This is a genomic window from Thauera sp. SWB20, assembly GCF_000831325.1.
GTDB lineage: Bacteria > Pseudomonadota > Gammaproteobacteria > Burkholderiales > Rhodocyclaceae > Thauera > Thauera aminoaromatica.
Window position 1 is genome coordinate 92,020 of the sequence record NZ_JTDM01000021.1, and the last position, 15,555, is coordinate 107,574.

The window sequence follows — 15,555 nt, forward strand, 5'->3', positions numbered from 1 at the left end:
TCAATAGGTACGCTTGGCGAGCGCGATCGGCTCGACGTCGTCGGACAGCGGCTTCAGGTTCACCGGCTTGTAATCGAGGCGATTGCCTTCCGAATACCAGAGGGTGTGCTTGAGCCAGTTGGCGTCGTCGCGGCCGTTGGGGTTCTCCGCCGTATCCGGCGCGTCGTCGCGCACGTGGGCGCCACGCGATTCCTTGCGGGCCTCGGCCGAGACCATGGTGGCGCGCGCGACCTCGATCAGGTTGTCGAGCTCGAGCGCTTCCATGCGGGCGACGTTCCAGACCTTGGACTTGTCCGCGATCTGGGTGCGCTTGGCACGCTCGGCGACCTCGCCGATCTTCTGCACGCCTTCCTTGAGCAGGTTGTCGAAGCGGAACACGCCGGCGTGCTTCTGCATCGTGCGACGCATCTCCAGGCCGACGTCGAACACGCTCTCGCCGTTGGTCTGGCCGTCGAGGCGGGCCAGGCGGGCGAGCGAGACGTCGGCAGCGTCGGCCGGCAACGGTTTGAGCTTGAGCTGGCCGGACTGGAAGTCCTCGACCACGGTCTCGCCCGCCGACTTGCCGAACACCAGCAGGTCGAGCAGCGAGTTGGTGCCGAGGCGGTTGGCGCCGTGCACCGAGGCGCAGGCGCACTCGCCCGCGGCGTAGAAGCCGGCGACCGGGCTGTTCGGGTTGCCGTCCTTCGGCACCACGACCTGGCCCTTGTAGTTGGTCGGGATACCGCCCATCTGGTAGTGGCAAGTCGGCACGACCGGGATCGGCGCCTTGATCGGGTCGACGCCGGCGAACTGGATCGCGATCTCGCGGATGCCGGGCAGGCGCTTCATGATGGTGTCGGGCGCAAGGTGCGTGATGTCGAGCAGCACGTGATCCTTATCGGGACCGCAGCCACGACCTTCGTTGATCTCGGTGGTCATCGCGCGCGAAACCACGTCGCGCGAGGCGAGATCCTTGAGGTTGGGCGCGTAGCGCTCCATGAAGCGCTCGCCCTGGGCGTTGCGCAGGATGCCGCCCTCGCCGCGCACGCCTTCGGTGATGAGCACGCCCGCGCCGGCAACGCCGGTGGGGTGGAACTGCCAGAACTCCATGTCCTCGAGCGGGATGCCGGCACGCGCCGCCATGCCCACGCCGTCGCCGGTGTTGATGAAGGCGTTGGTCGAGGAATAGTAGATGCGGCCGGCACCGCCGGTAGCGAAGATGGTGGCCTTGGCGTGGAAGATCGAGACCTCACCAGTCTCCATTTCCATCGCGGTGACGCCGAGCACGTCGCCATCGGCGTCGCGGATCAGGTCGAGCGCCATCCATTCGACGAAGAACTGGGTGTTGGCGCGCACGTTGCGCTGGTAGAGCGCGTGCAGCATGGCGTGGCCGGTACGGTCGGCCGCCGCGCAGGAGCGCATCACCGGCGCCTGGCCGTAGTTCATCGAGTGGCCGCCGAACGGACGCTGGTAGATCTTGCCGTTGTCGGTGCGGTCGAAGGGCATGCCGTAGTGCTCGAGCTCGATGACGACCTCGTTGGCCTTCTTGCACATGAACTCGATGGCATCCTGGTCGCCCAGCCAGTCCGACCCCTTGACGGTGTCGTACATGTGCCAGTGCCAGTTGTCCTCGGTCGAGTTGCCCAGCGAGGCGGCGACGCCGCCCTGCGCCGCAACGGTGTGCGAGCGGGTCGGGAACACCTTGGTCAGCACGGCGGTCTTGAGGCCGGCTTCGGAGAGTTGCAGGGCCGCGCGCAGGCCGGCACCGCCGGCGCCCACGATGACCGCATCAAAGGTACGCTTCGCGACGTTCACGCTTAAAGCCTCCACAGGATCTGGGCTGCCCAGCCGGCATAGCCGACGAGCACGAAAATGGTGACCAGGTGCAGCGCGAGGCGCACACCGTTCGGCTTGATGTAGTCCATCCAGAGATCGCGGATGCCGATCCAGGCGTGATAGAAGACCGACAGGAAGAACAGGAAGCTGAGGAACTTGAACAAGCCGTGCGAGAACAGGCCGGACCATTCCTGATAGTTGAGCTCGCGCAGGCTGAACGCACAGAGCGCGAAGATGATGGTGTAGGCCGCCATGTAGACGGCGGTGGCGCGTTGCGCGATCCAGTCCTTCAGACCGTAGTGCGCGCCGACGACGGTACGCTGTTTCACCATAGGACCACCCCGATGATCAAGGTGAGCGTAAGGCTCACGATCAGAACGATTTTGGAGGACTTGCGTGCTTCCTCGAGCTCCAGACCCTTGTGCAGGTCGAGCAGCAGGAAGCGGATGCCGGCACAGAAGTGATGCAGGTAGGCCCACAGCAGACCGAACAGGACGAGCTTGATGAACCAGTTGTCGACCACCGCGGCGAAGGTCTCGAAGGTCTCCGGAGAGCCGAGGCTGCGATCGAGCAGGTACAACAGGAAAGGCAACATCAGGAAGATGCCGACGCCGCTGATGCGGTGAAGGATCGAGACGATGCCCGGCAACGGCAGCCGGATCTCGTTGAGGGCCAGGTACTTCGGCCTTGGTTTGCGCGCTGTTACTTCTGACATGAAGACTCCCCTCTGCATGTGCGACGACCCCCGTCGCGGACTCCGAAAAAAGACGGAAAATTATAGCGCCGGTCCCGGCCTGCAGCCCATGCGCGCCCCTCAATTCAGCTCATTCAGATAAAAATGTTCCGCCGTCGAATACAGCCCGCGACGCCACTCCACGGGCCGATCGCCATAGGTGTACGTGACACGCTCGACCGACAGCAGCGGCGTGCCTTCCTGGACGCCGAGCGCCTCGGCGGCGCCACGGTCGGCGGCGACCGCGCGGATGCGCTCCTGGGCGCGGATCATGCGCACGCCGAAGCGGGTCTCGAAGAGACTGTAGAGCGAACCGTTCCAGCCCTGCAGGGTCTCGGCGCTGAGTCCCTGGAACACCTCGCCGGGCAGATAGATCTCGTCGATGACGACGGGTCGGGCGGCAAACTTCAACAAGCGGCGGACGATGATGATCGGGGCGCCGGGCTCGATCGCGAGCATGCGCGAAGCCTCCTGCCCGGCCTTCGCACGCCAGCAATCCAGCGGTATGCTCTGCGGAGGCGAGAGGTCACCATCCACCGGCACGAGGCGGAGGAAACGGAAGAGCGCGCGCGGATCGTTGTGAGAGGCCACGAAGGTGCCCTTCCCCTGCTTGCGCACGAGCAGGTTGTCGGCTGCCATCTCGTCGATAGCCTTGCGCACGGTGCCCTGCGACACGTTGAAGCGCGCGGCGAGTTCCTGCTCGCTCGGAATGGCCTGGCCGGGACGCCATTCCCCAGCCTCAAGTGCCTGAAGGATCAGGGCCTTGATCTGGCGATAGAGCGGACTGAAGGTAGGCGACTCCTGCGACATGCGCGCATTGGAGCATAAATTTTCGCAAACGTCTATCTTTGGTCTTGTGTCTTATATAAGATATAAGATGGCATTTGACAGGCATTCAAGCCCGGTCTAGTATGCCGGCGCCCAGCTTGGTCCTCGCGCACGCGGGGGGGCGCCGCGCCAGCTCCCGCGACGATCCCGCCTGCGGGTGCCGCGACGGTGCCGGGCAGGTTTCCAGCACCTTAATACGACCGTCTCACTCGAGGGAGTAATCACATGAGCAAAGCCCCCATGCGCGTCGCTGTCACCGGCGCCGCCGGCCAGATCGGCTACAGCCTGCTGTTCCGCATCGCCAGCGGCGAAATGCTGGGCAAGGACCAGCCCGTCATCCTGCAGCTGCTCGACCTGCCCCAGGCCCAGAAGGCCGTCAAGGGCGTGATGATGGAGCTGGAAGACTGCGCCTTCCCGCTGCTCGCCGGCATGATCGCCACCGACGATCCCAACGTCGCATTCAAGGACGCCGACGTGTGCCTGCTGGTCGGCGCCCGTCCGCGCGGCCCCGGCATGGAGCGTGCCGACCTGCTGACCGCCAACGGCGCCATCTTCACCGTCCAGGGCAAGGCCATCGCCGAGAACGCCAAGGAAGACGTGCGTGTGCTGGTCGTGGGCAACCCCTGCAACACCAACGCCTACATTGCACGCGCCGCTGCCATCAAGGTCGGTCGCACCAACCCGAACAACTACCACGGCATGCTGCGCCTGGACCACAACCGCGCGCTGTCGCAGCTCGCCGCCAAGTCCGGCCGTGAAGTGTCCTCGCTCAAGAAGATGGTCGTGTGGGGCAACCACTCGCCGTCGATGTACGCCGACTACCGCTTCTGCGAGTCGAACGGCGACAGCGTCAAGGCGCTGATCAACGACCACGCCTGGAACAACGACGTGTTCCTGCCCACCGTCGGCAAGCGCGGCGCCGCCATCATCGAGGCCCGCGGCCTGTCGTCGGCTGCTTCGGCCGCCAACGCCGCCATCGACCACGTGCACGACTGGGTACTCGGCTCGAACGACTGGGTCACCATGGGCGTCCCGTCCGACGGCTCCTACGGCATCCCCGAGGGCGTCGTGTTCGGCTTCCCCTGCGAGTGCAAGGGCGGCCAGTTCAAGATCATCCAGGGTCTGGAGATCGACGAGTACTCCAAGGGGAAGATCGCCATCACCCTGAAGGAACTCGAGGACGAGCGCGCGGCCGTGGCCGACATGCTCAAGTAAGACGCGATTGCGGGCGGCCGCGTGCCGCCCTCGCGACAGGCCACGGGGTAGAATCCGTGGCCTTTTTCAATGCCGGATCACGCTCAGCCGCTCGTGCCCCTGATCACTATGCTCCCTGCGGTCTTCGCCGGGGTTCTGGGGATGTTCCTGGGCTGGTTCAACATCGCGATCATGACCCCCATCGGCCGAGGTGGATCAGACGGGTCTGCCAAGCTCTAAGCCGAGAGGGCCGGGTGCTCCGCCGAGCCGCGGGGATGCTCAGGCGGCACCCTACCGCCGACTTTACGCCATACGGGCAAGCCAGAACTCGGATTCATCCTTCGTGCGGCGCTCACTCTGGCGTGAGGATGAAGGAGATCAGGCGAAAGTTGGTACGGCACAAACAGCTTTCCATGGCTAGGCGCGGGGGGGACTGCTGGCGGGCGAGCGCACAAGTGATCGCCGGGCCGACCACCCATCGGGCCGGTTGGCCCGGCACGTGGCGCGCGTGCATGAGCGTCACCGCCTCATGCGAGCGGTCCGAAAGACGAACGCCAAGCCCATCGGGGTAAAACGCGATCGGATGCCGTGGACGCCGGTGCTTGAACAACGGCGAAGCAGCAGCTCGCGGCAATGTACGCAGCGGTGGTGTGTGGTAGTCAGTTGGGCGGCAGCGGAGCCCTGCTGTTGGTTAGGCTACTTCGGATCGCCAAGTTGGCGACCCTGACAGTTGCGGCGAGCCGCGTCATAGCACGATAGTAGGAACGAAAGAGCTAAATTTCTAGCTTAGCTTCATGGACGAGCGCAATTTTCGGCCAGAGAATCAATACCCCACACATATTACTTAAATTGAAAGGAGACATATATGTGGCGAGTTGGCGTGGATGTTGGAGGCACTTTCACCGATTTGTTTGCCTGGGAAGAATCGACCGGGAAACAAGTCACAGCCAAAGTGTTGACGACCAGGCAGGATCGCTCAATTGCGGTTCTCCAGGCGATTGAAAAAGCGGGAATCGACATTGCGGATATTTCATATCTGATGCACGGCACGACCACCGCGACCAACGCATTGATCGAGCGCAATTATCCCGATGCGGCATTCATCACCACCGAGGGTTTCCGTGACACCCTGGAAATCGGCAGGCAGCACCGCAAACACCTGTACGACCCTTACCAAACCAAGCCCAAGCCGATTATCAAGCGCCGTTTCCGCTACACAGTGCCAGAGCGTACCAATGTGCAAGGCGATACCGAGCGGCCTCTGGATATTGCTGCGGCCCATGAGGTCGCAAAGCGGATCAAGGCAGCCGGCATCCAATCGGTAGGTATCGGATTCATCAACTCCTATGTCAGCGCCAGACATGAAGAACAGATGCGCGACATTCTTCTGGAGCATTGTCCCGATATTCACGTGGTTCTCTCTGCCGAAACGCGCCCGGTATTTCGTGAGCATGGCCGCTTTATGACGACGGCGGTGCGTGCGGCTTGCATGCCCGTGATGGTCAAGTACATGGACGACCTCGAAGCGCGGCTCACCTTGCACAAGTTCGCCGGAAAGCTGCTGATCCTCAAGAGCAGTGGCGGCGTGATGTCGGCCAACGTGGCGCGCTTGCATCCGGAAGACATGCTGGAGTCCGGCCCTGCGGGCGGCGTGGCCTACGCGGGCTACCTGACCCAGCAAAGCGGGTTCGAGCGCATCCTGCATACCGACGTGGGCGGTACCAGCTTCGACGTGTCCATCGTCGAGAACGGCCGGGGCCTGATCACCCGTGACCATGAACTGGAATGGGAAGTGCCCATCGTTGTACCGATGCTCGACATTCACAGCGTGGGTGCCGGCGGTGGTTCGATCGGTTGGGTGGATCAGGGCGGCTCGCTTCGCGTGGGCCCTCACAGCGCGGGTTCCGAACCCGGGCCTGCGTGCTATGGCCGCGGCGGCACTCAGCCGACTATCACCGATGCCAACCTGCTGCTCGGACGCCTGGACCCGACGCTCAGCGGCAAGATGACGCTGGACGTCGAGGCTGCTGAAAAGGCAGTGGCGGCTCTGGCCCAGAAAATCGGCCTTTCCACGTTGGCGACCGCCGAAGGCATGATTCGCATCGGCTGCGAGTACATGGCCCAGGCCGTGAAGAAGATCCTCGTTTCACGCGGCCGCGACCCCCGGGACTTCGTTTTCGCGAGCTTCGGCGGTGCAGGGGCCCTGCATGCCTGCTTCGTCGCCAGGTCGATGAACATCCCCAAGGTCATCGTGCCACCACATGCGGGCGTGGCCTCCGCGTTCGGTGCGACGGTGATGGACCTGCGCCAGGATCTGGAGCACTTCTATTACACCCCGGTGAAGAGCGCCGATCTGGACAGAATCAACGGCATCCTGTCCGAGCTTGAGGCCAAGGCCAAAGCCGCGCTGAAAGCCCAGGGCTTCGACAACGAAAACGAGATCGAATTGATCCGTACCGCTCAGATGCGCTACGTGGGGCAGTCCTACGAGGTGGACACCCCCATCCCCAATGGCGTGCTGACAGCAGACAGCCTGCCCGGCATCGAACAGGAGTTCCACGCCTGCCACCTGAAGGAGTTCGGCGTCAGCTCGGAAGACTTCGCACCGGCATTCGTTTCCTTCGGCGTCGCGGCCATTGGCCATATGGAGGATCCGCCACCCGTCGAAATCTCCCACGTCGCTGGCGGCGACATCCTCAAGGGCGAGCGCGACGTGTATTTCGAGGGCGCCTGGACCCGGTGCCAGGTCTACAGCGGCGAGGCGCTGGGCACCCAGCACCGCATCGACGGCCCGGCCATCGTCGAATACGAGCACGCCTGCACCGTCCTGCCGCCCAAGACGCGCGCGCACGTGAACGCGATGGGCGCCCTGGTCATCGACATCGAATACTGAAAAGGAGACACGAAATGAGCCATCAAGCCACCGACAACGCCGTCGCGGACGACATCGATCCCATCACGTTCGAGGTCATGCGCAGCATCTTCGAGTTCGCCAGCGACCGCATGGCCTCCGTGCTGCAGCGTTCCTCCTTCTCGCCCATCCTGGCGGACATGCTGGACTTCTCGAACGCCATCTACGACGCCGACCTGCAGCTCCTGAGCCAGGCCGCCAACTGCCCGGTGCACCTGGCGGCCATGAAGTTCAGCGCCGAAGAGGCCGTCAAGGGCATCGGCAAGAACAATGTCCACGAGGGCGACGTGCTGGTCGTCAACGACCCCTACCGTGGCGGCACCCACATCAACGACATCTCGTTCATCAAGCCCATCTATTACAAGAAGGAGCTGATCGGCTACGGCGTCAGCCGCGGGCACTGGATGGACCTGGGCGGCGGCGGCGCCGGCGGCCAGGCCTTCAGCACCCACATCGCCGCGGAAGGCCTGCGCCTGCCCCCGCTGAAGATCTTCACGGGCGGCAAGATCAACGAGGACCTGCTGGCCATCATCATGAACAACAGCCGCACGCCCCACTTCATCAAGGGCGACCTGCAGGCCCACCTGGGCGCGCTGCGCGGCGCGGAGCAGGAACTGCAGCGGGCCTGCGACCGCTACGGCGTCGATACGGTGAAAAAGGCCATGAAGAAGATCCAGGCCTATACCGAAAAGATGATCCGGGAAAGCATCGGCAAGATTCCCAACGGCGTCTACGAGGCGGAAGACTATGCCGATACCGATGGCGTGAGCCATGAGCGGGTCAGGCTCAAGGTCAGGCTGGAAATCCAGGACACCTCGATCAAGGTGGACTTCACAGGCACCGACCCCATGTGCCAGGGCGCCATCAATTCCCCGCGCGCCAACACGATCTCGGCGGCGCTCTACTCGCTGCAGTTCTTCCTGGCGCCGGACGCGCCGCAGAACCAGGGCATGTTCAACCCCATCGAGGTGGTGCTGCCCGAGGGCTGCTGGCTCAATGCCCAATGGCCCGCGCCGACCATCGGCTGCACGACGCTGACCTCCTCCAAGATCACCAGCGCCATCTGGCAGGCGCTCGCCAAGGCCATCCCCGAGAAGATCACGGGCTCGACCTGCTCCGAGTGCAACTGGTTCGTCGCCAGCTGCACCTCGCCGGACGGCAAGACCGACGTGTTCTCGGACCTGCCCGCCGGCGGCTGGGGCGGAACGCCCTATGCAGACGGCATGAGCGTCACCATGGACCCGCTGGGCAACTGCATGAACATGCCCGCGGAAACGGCGGAGCTGTTCTTCCCCATCGCCTACGAAGCCTTCGAGCTGCGCAAGGACTCGGCCGGGCCGGGCCAGCACCGCGGCGGCCTCGGCGCGGTCTTCAAGGTGCGCTTCCTGGGCGGCGGCGAACTGGGCATGGAGACCGCGCGCACCCTCGAGGGCAGCCCCGGCGCGGCCGGCGGCCTGCCCAGCGCCGTGCAGCGCTCCAGCCACATCCATGCCGACGGCTCCGTCAAGGTGATCGGCGGCCTCGATGCCGAGGGCGCCTGGAGCAACCCGCTGCTGGCGGGGCACAAGTTCCATGCCGGCGACGTGTTCATGTTCGAGAGCACCGGCGGCGGCGGCTGGGGCAACCCGAAGCGGCGCACCGTCGAGGAAGTGCTCGATGACGTCCTGGACGAGTACATCAGCATCGAGGCGGCAGAAAAGTACTACGGCGTCGTCATAGATCCGCAGACCCTGCAGGTCAACGCGGCCGCGACCCAGGCCCTCAGAGGCTGATGGCTGGCGTGCGCGCCACCTGAACACGCTCGCAAAGCAAGGTCGCTGAAAACACCGGCCTAGGCCGGTGTTTTCATTCCACGGGCAGTTGCTCATACGCCGAAAGGCCATAGGAGCCATGATGAAGTTGAATCCCACGCCTCCATTGAAACGGAGTTATTGGCAGGAATCGATAGATGCCAGCGCGCCGGCTGCGGCGCTGCGCGGCACGGAAAAGGCAGACGTCGCCATCATTGGCGGCGGTTTCGTCGGCCTGTGGACTGCGCTGACCCTCAAGCAGCACGAGCCGGACTGCGACGTGGCCATCCTGGAGCAGGACGTCTGCGGGGGCGGCGCCTCGGGCCGCAATGGCGGATTCGCCATGTCCTGGTGGCCGAAGATCGGAACGATCCAGTCCATCTGCAGCGCCGAGCAGGCGCTCTTCCTGGGCCGCAGCGCCGAGCAGGCGATCCATGAGCTGGGGGAGTTCTGCCGCGAACACGCCATCGATGCGCATTTCGTGCAGAAGGGCTGGCTGTGGACCGCGACGACGCCGGCCCACGTGGATTCCTGGAACGGCACCTTGCAGGCCTGCGAGCGCCTGGGCGTGCAGCCCTTCGAGCGCCTCTCACCCCAGGAGGTCCGGCGCAGGACGGGCTCCCCCATCCACCTGGCCGGGGTCTTCGAGGCATCCAACGCCACCGTGCAGCCGGCCGCGCTCGTGCATGGCATGCGCCGGGTGGCCTTGGCATCTGGAGTGCGGATTCACGAGCGCTCGGCCGTGACCCGTATCCAGCCCGGCATGCCCGCCGTGCTGCACACCGAAGGGGGGCAGCTCCAGGCGGAAAAGGTCGTGCTGGCCACCAATGCTTGGTCGGCCGCCATTCCAGAACTGGCACGTCTGATCACCCCGGTGAACAGTTCCATTGCCGTGACATACCCTCTGGGCGAAGAATTCGAAAAGATCGGATGGACAGGTGGTGAATCCATTACTGATTCCCAATTGATGGTGGATTACTACCGCACCACCCGCGATGGACGGATCGCATTCGGAAAAGGCACCGGAGCCATTTCCTACCGATCAGAAATCAAGAGCATATTCAGTGACGACGCGCAAAGCATTGCCATGACCTGCGCCGATCTTTTCCATACCTACCCGTCCTTGAGAAACGACAGGATCAGCCACGGCTGGGCAGGCCCCATCGACCGGACTTATGACAGCCTGCCGGTTTTTGGAAACCTGAAAGGGCACGCCAACATTCTCTATGGCATTGGCTGGAGTGGAAATGGCGTGAGCCCCAGCCGCCTGGGCGGCCGTATTCTGGCCAGCATGGCACTGGGCCGCAAGGATGAATGGACCCAGTGCGGCCTGGTGGGACGCCCATGCAAGCCATTTCCGCCGGAACCTTTCCGGTATGTCGGCGGCAGCATGGTGCGCAACGCCGTGATCCGCAAGGAGCAGGCGGAAATGCGTGGCAAGCGTCCCGGAACCATCGATCGCCTGTTGGCCAGCCTGGCCCCGTCTGGCCTTGAAGACAAATCCTGAGGATATTGAAGATGAACCCCATCGTGATCCGCGTAGAAAATGACGCCGCTTTCGGGCCAGCGGCCCCTGTGGGTGTCCCTTGCAGCGAACCCATTGCCCAGACACGCACCGCAGGCCACCGGCCCGTCACGCCGCAGGGTACGAGCGCCGGCGTCTGGGAATGCTCGCCGGGGCGTTTCCGCCGCCAGGTGCCTCAGGCCGAATACAGCTACTTCATCAGCGGAGAAGGCAGCTTCACGCCGGATGGCGGCGCGCCGGTGGAGTTCCGCGCGGGCGACTCCATTTACTTTGCCGCCCATACCCAAGGGGAATGGCATGTCCGCCAGACCGTGCGCAAGGCCTATCTGATCATTGCCTAAAGCCTGCCTGCCGCCGGTTTCTGCCTCCTGGCGGGATGGCTGAGAATCCATAGGCACGCCGATTCCAAGCCTCCGGTCACAAGGGTGCCTCCATGCCATTGAGAATTGCCGACATCACCCAGATGCCAGAACTGCGCACCCGCTTCTTTGCCGGAGGCCCGGGCGGAGACAGAACGGTGCGCTGGGCGCATGTTTGCGAGCTGCCCGACCCCACCGAATGGCTGGGCGAAGGCGATCTGCTGATGACCACGGGAATGGGCATTCCCGCCACGCCGCAAGCGCAGGCCTCGTATATCGAGAGGCTGTCCCAGGCAGGGCTGGCCGGCGTGATGATCGGAGAGAACATGCAGGCGCCAGCGGATCTCTCCGCGCTGCAAAGCACGGCCGACCAGTTGAACTTCCCGGTATTGATGACGCAGTACGGCGTGCCGTTTGCCAGCGTCACCCGGGCCGTCATAGACGCGGGGCGCAAGGAGGAATTCGACCGCCGCAACGCCATCAACAGGCTGTTCGTGAGTGCCCGCATGGCCATCGAAGGCCTGAGCCTGGAGCAGCTGCTGCAGCGCCTGGAAAAGGATATACACGCCGATCTGATGCTGCTCGATCCACAGGAAAAAAAGCAGTTCTGGTTTCCCAGGAACACCGATATTCCCCAGAATCTGCGCGACGCGATCAAGCGCCAGCCCATGGATTTCTCGGAAACGCAGCCCGTGGTCCGGCGCTACATGCTCGACGACGGCGATGTCTTTGCCGTTTCCATACCGTCCCGCAAGGGGGGTGTCCTGCTCATACGCCATGGAGAGAGCCATCTACTGGAATACAGCCTGCTGCACCACCTGGTTGCGGTGCTGGGCATATCCATCGAGCGTCTGCGCATGGAAACAGAGCGCTCTCTGCGGATAGGGTCGCAACTGCTCGACGACCTGCTGAGCCTGCGGCTCTCTCCCTACGAGATGGGAAGGCAGCTCGAACAATTCAAACTCAAGATCGAATCGGCCTGCCTTGCCGTGGCGCATCCCGGTGCACAGAAACTCTCGGAATGGAGCCTCCAGTTCTGGCGGCTCGATCTGCCCGTGGTGCTGCGCCCCCAGGGCGATGAATTGATCGTGATGGCGCACACCAGGGATATTCCCTCGGTGCAGGCCATCCTGGGTACGGGGGTCGGGTTCAGCAATGAGATCGGCGGCTACGAGAGGCTGTCGGAAGCCTTGCGGGAAGCACGCCTGGCCCTGGTCCACACGGGGGCGCACCCCGTCATCTCTTATGCGGAGATCGTCGACAAGGTGCCATGGCTGCCCGACAACCTGGACGAGGCTGCGCAAACCTTCCAGCGGATCCTGGGACCGTTGGCTGATCACGACGAGAAACAGGGAACCCCGCTGCTCCATTCCCTGCGCGTGTTCCTCGAACAAAACCGCTCGTGGCTGGCGGCGGCAAAGCAATTGCACATCCACAAGACCACGCTGATCTACCGCATACGCAAGATCGAATCCATCACGGGGCGCTCGCTCGACCATACGGAAGACGTCGCCATTCTGTGGCTTGCGCTTCGGGCGGGAGAAATAGCGGGGGTTTCTTCCTCGCAAAAACGCAGGCCAATGAAGGCCAGCGATCCAACCCAACCTTCCAGGAAAGAACTCAAGTGATTAACTCCCAACTGTTCAAGCAGCATGCCTACATTAACGGCGAATGGCTGTCCGCCCTCGGTGGAGAGACGCAATCAATTTTCAATCCGGCGACGGGGCAACTGATCGGCACGGTGCCGATGATGGGACGTCAGGAAGCAAGGCAAGCCATTGTTGCCGCTAACCAAGCCTTACCTGCATGGCGTTCCCTGCCGGCCAAGGAACGCTCGGCTAGGCTGCGGGCGTGGTTCGAACTCATGCTGGAACACCAAGAGGACCTGGCGTTCCTGATGACCCTGGAGCAAGGCAAGCCGCTTGCTGAGGCGCGCAACGAGATCGTGTACGCGGCATCCTTCATTGAGTGGTTTGCCGAGGAGGGGAAAAGGGTCTATGGCGACGTGATTCCCAGTCCTCAAGTTGACAAGCGGTTATTGGTGATCAAGCAGCCGATTGGGGTTACCGCGGCTATTACGCCCTGGAATTTTCCTTCTGCCATGATCACCCGCAAGGCGGCCCCAGCCTTGGCCGCAGGCTGCACCATGGTGCTCAAGCCGGCACCGCAGACGCCTTTTTCTGCTTTGGCACTGGCCGGACTGGCCGAGCGTGCCGGTATTCCACCAGGTGTTTTCAATATTCTGACAGGTGATGCCGTCGAAATCGGAGGCGAATTTACTAGCAACGCGATTGTTCGAAAACTCACTTTTACTGGATCGACGAATATAGGCCGAATACTGATGGCGCAGTGCGCTAATGATGTGAAGAAAATTTCTTTGGAACTAGGTGGAAATGCACCATTCATTGTTTTTGAAGATGCCGATTTGGACAAGGCGGTTGAAGGCGCATTGGCAGCCAAGTACCGTAATAATGGTCAAACATGCGTGTGCGTCAATCGAATTTATGTTCACGATCGTGTTTACGATGCTTTCGCGCTAAAACTGAAGAGTGCTGTTGAGGGGCTTAAAGTCGGTAATGGTTTGGATAGCGGGGTTACCATCGGTCCATTGATTAACGACGCTGCGGTGGAAAAAGTGAAGGCTCATGTCTCTGATGCACTGAGCAAGGGGGCAGAAATTATGACGGGCGGCGTATCGCATCCTTTGGGAGGATACTTTTTTGAACCTACCATTTTGACAAATGTCCCCAAAGACGCTCTGGTTGCCAAAGAGGAAACATTTGGGCCTCTGGCTCCAATCTTCAGATTTTATGATGAAAATGAAGCTATTGGTTACGCGAATGATACGGAATATGGATTGGCGGCATATTTTTATACGGAGAATTTAAGTCGAGCTTTCCGTGTGGTGGAGGCGCTAGAGTATGGAATGGTTGGTGTTAATTCCGGGGGGATTTCCAATGAAATGGCGCCATTTGGCGGTGTCAAATCTTCGGGATTGGGGCGTGAAGGTTCAAAATATGGGATAGAAGAATACTTAGAGATTAAATATATTAACATTGGACTGTAGGCCATTTTGCACGAATAATTTTGCGATGTTACCGGCCACTCCAGACCTAACAAGGCTGAATGGAACCGAGGTCTTCGGGATTTTTGAGTGGGTTGAGCATAGAGAAGGCACCTATGGAATTTAGGCATCTTCGTTGCTTTATTGCCGTAGCCGAAGAACTCCACTTCGCCCGTGCCGCCGAACGGCTGCACATCGACCAATCGCCGTTGTCCCGCACCATCAAGGAACTGGAAGAAGAACTCGGGGCGTGTCTTTTCGTGCGAACCACGCGCAGCACACAACTGACCCGCGCAGGCCGGCTTTTCATGGAGCACGTGCCGCGCATCTTCGCGGCGGTGGAGCAGGCGCGCGACAGCGTGAAGGCCGCGCTCAACGGCTTTCATGGACAGCTTCGCATCGCTTTGTCCGATGGCGTCACCCTCTCGCGCCTGCCGGCGCTGCTGGCGCGTTGCCGCGAGGAAGACCCCGAGATTCAGGTGCAGTTGTACGAGGTGCCGCTGGCCCAGCAGATCAGGGGCTTGCACGACGACCTGTATGACGCGGGCTTCTCGATGGCCGACAACGCGGGCGACGGCATTCTGACGATACCCGTGTGGGAGGATGAACTGATGGTGGCCGTGCCAGCCCGCCATCCCTTGCTGGCCTACAAGCGCGTGCCGCTGGACGAGGTGCTGCGCCATGTGCTGGTCCTGTGCGACCCTGCTGTGTGCGAAGGGCACTCGCGCCAGGTGGATCGCTTCTTTCTCCAGCATGGGCAGGAGCCGTTGATCGCGCAGCGCGTCGCATCCTTCGACGTGATGATGACCCTTGTTTCCGCAGGTCTGGCCCTTGGCTTCGCGGGCGCGGCGCATATCGCCGCCAGCCGCGAGCCGAACGTGGTGGGCCGGCCACTGGCGGGCAAGCCACCCATGCTCACGACCTACCTGCTTCGCCGCGATGCGGAGCCGTCCGCGGTGCTGGCCCGCCTCATCGAGAGGGTCAAGACCATCGACCAGGACGGAGGCACCGGGCTGACTGATGATGCCTGAGCCTGTATTGCGAAAGGAACGCGCCATGAACAAGATGATGCTGCCGCTGGTACTGGCTGCCACGCTCGCGGCCTGCACCCCCGACAAACCGATGGAGACGGTGGATTCGCTCATGGCCAATCCCGAGCGCATCAAGGAGATCAGGCGGCTGTGCAAGGAAGACCGCGCGAAGGTTGGCGATGACCTCTGCCTGCGTGCAGCCGAAGCCGCCAACCGGCGCTTCTTTGACGATCGACCGGAGCAGAAAGCCCAGTAGCCCTGCCCGCCGTCGCGCATCCGCGACGAAGTTCCGACTGTTACCTCAC

General features: G+C 62.4%; 13 protein-coding genes. 9 read left to right on the top strand and 4 right to left on the bottom strand.

The window, feature by feature from the left end; genetic code table 11:
• The 4 genes from sdhA to PO78_RS17900 form a co-directional block, all read right to left on the bottom strand.
• Positions 1-1,794, bottom strand: a complete 1,794-nt coding sequence (sdhA, locus tag PO78_RS17885; protein ID WP_012585557.1) for a succinate dehydrogenase flavoprotein subunit — start codon at positions 1,792-1,794, stop codon at positions 1-3.
• A gap of 2 nt (positions 1,795-1,796) precedes the next feature.
• On the bottom strand, positions 1,797-2,147 hold the full coding sequence (gene sdhD / locus PO78_RS17890; RefSeq protein ID WP_004303354.1) for a succinate dehydrogenase, hydrophobic membrane anchor protein: 351 nt from the start codon (positions 2,145-2,147) through the stop codon (positions 1,797-1,799).
• Complete coding sequence (sdhC, locus tag PO78_RS17895) at positions 2,141-2,530, bottom strand: succinate dehydrogenase, cytochrome b556 subunit (protein WP_012585559.1); 390 nt, start codon at positions 2,528-2,530, stop codon at positions 2,141-2,143. Before sdhC ends, sdhD begins: the two co-directional genes overlap by 7 nt.
• Before the next feature lie 99 nt (positions 2,531-2,629).
• Positions 2,630-3,358, bottom strand: coding sequence for a GntR family transcriptional regulator (locus tag PO78_RS17900; RefSeq protein WP_004303350.1), 729 nt, complete (start codon positions 3,356-3,358; stop codon positions 2,630-2,632).
• A 243-nt stretch (positions 3,359-3,601) separates the two neighbouring features.
• Here PO78_RS17900 and PO78_RS17905 point away from each other — a divergent pair, with 243 nt between their 5' ends.
• The 9 genes from PO78_RS17905 to PO78_RS17940 all read left to right on the top strand — a co-directional run bounded on the left by PO78_RS17905 (position 3,602) and on the right by PO78_RS17940 (position 15,506).
• Positions 3,602-4,591 carry a malate dehydrogenase gene (locus tag PO78_RS17905; RefSeq protein ID WP_004303349.1) on the top strand — a complete coding sequence of 330 codons (990 nt, stop codon included), beginning with the start codon at positions 3,602-3,604 and terminating at the stop codon, positions 4,589-4,591.
• Between the two features lie 844 nt (positions 4,592-5,435).
• Positions 5,436-7,463 carry a hydantoinase/oxoprolinase family protein gene (locus tag PO78_RS17910; RefSeq protein WP_082047882.1) on the top strand — a complete coding sequence of 676 codons (2,028 nt, stop codon included), beginning with the start codon at positions 5,436-5,438 and terminating at the stop codon, positions 7,461-7,463.
• Between the two features lie 14 nt (positions 7,464-7,477).
• The gene (locus PO78_RS17915) at positions 7,478-9,253 is read left to right on the top strand and encodes a hydantoinase B/oxoprolinase family protein (RefSeq protein ID WP_043745734.1); all 1,776 of its coding nucleotides are present in this window, start codon (positions 7,478-7,480) and stop codon (positions 9,251-9,253) included.
• A gap of 118 nt (positions 9,254-9,371) precedes the next feature.
• Positions 9,372-10,778, top strand: coding sequence for an NAD(P)/FAD-dependent oxidoreductase (locus PO78_RS17920; protein ID WP_231570755.1), 1,407 nt, complete (start codon positions 9,372-9,374; stop codon positions 10,776-10,778).
• Between the two features lie 11 nt (positions 10,779-10,789).
• Positions 10,790-11,137: a cupin domain-containing protein gene (locus PO78_RS17925; protein WP_043745736.1), complete on the top strand. Its 348-nt coding sequence runs from the start codon at positions 10,790-10,792 to the stop codon at positions 11,135-11,137.
• Positions 11,138-11,229: 92 nt separating this feature from the next.
• Positions 11,230-12,783 carry a PucR family transcriptional regulator gene (locus PO78_RS17930; protein ID WP_082047884.1) on the top strand — a complete coding sequence of 518 codons (1,554 nt, stop codon included), beginning with the start codon at positions 11,230-11,232 and terminating at the stop codon, positions 12,781-12,783.
• A complete protein-coding gene (gene gabD / locus PO78_RS22530; protein WP_073652032.1) occupies positions 12,783-14,222 on the top strand; it encodes an NADP-dependent succinate-semialdehyde dehydrogenase in 1,440 nt (479 codons plus the stop codon). Before PO78_RS17930 ends, gabD begins: the two co-directional genes overlap by 1 nt.
• Before the next feature lie 113 nt (positions 14,223-14,335).
• The gene (locus PO78_RS17935) at positions 14,336-15,250 is read left to right on the top strand and encodes a LysR family transcriptional regulator (RefSeq protein ID WP_043745738.1); all 915 of its coding nucleotides are present in this window, start codon (positions 14,336-14,338) and stop codon (positions 15,248-15,250) included.
• Positions 15,251-15,275: 25 nt separating this feature from the next.
• A complete protein-coding gene (locus tag PO78_RS17940; RefSeq protein WP_043745741.1) occupies positions 15,276-15,506 on the top strand; it encodes an EexN family lipoprotein in 231 nt (76 codons plus the stop codon).
• Positions 15,507-15,555 lie beyond the last annotated feature (49 nt).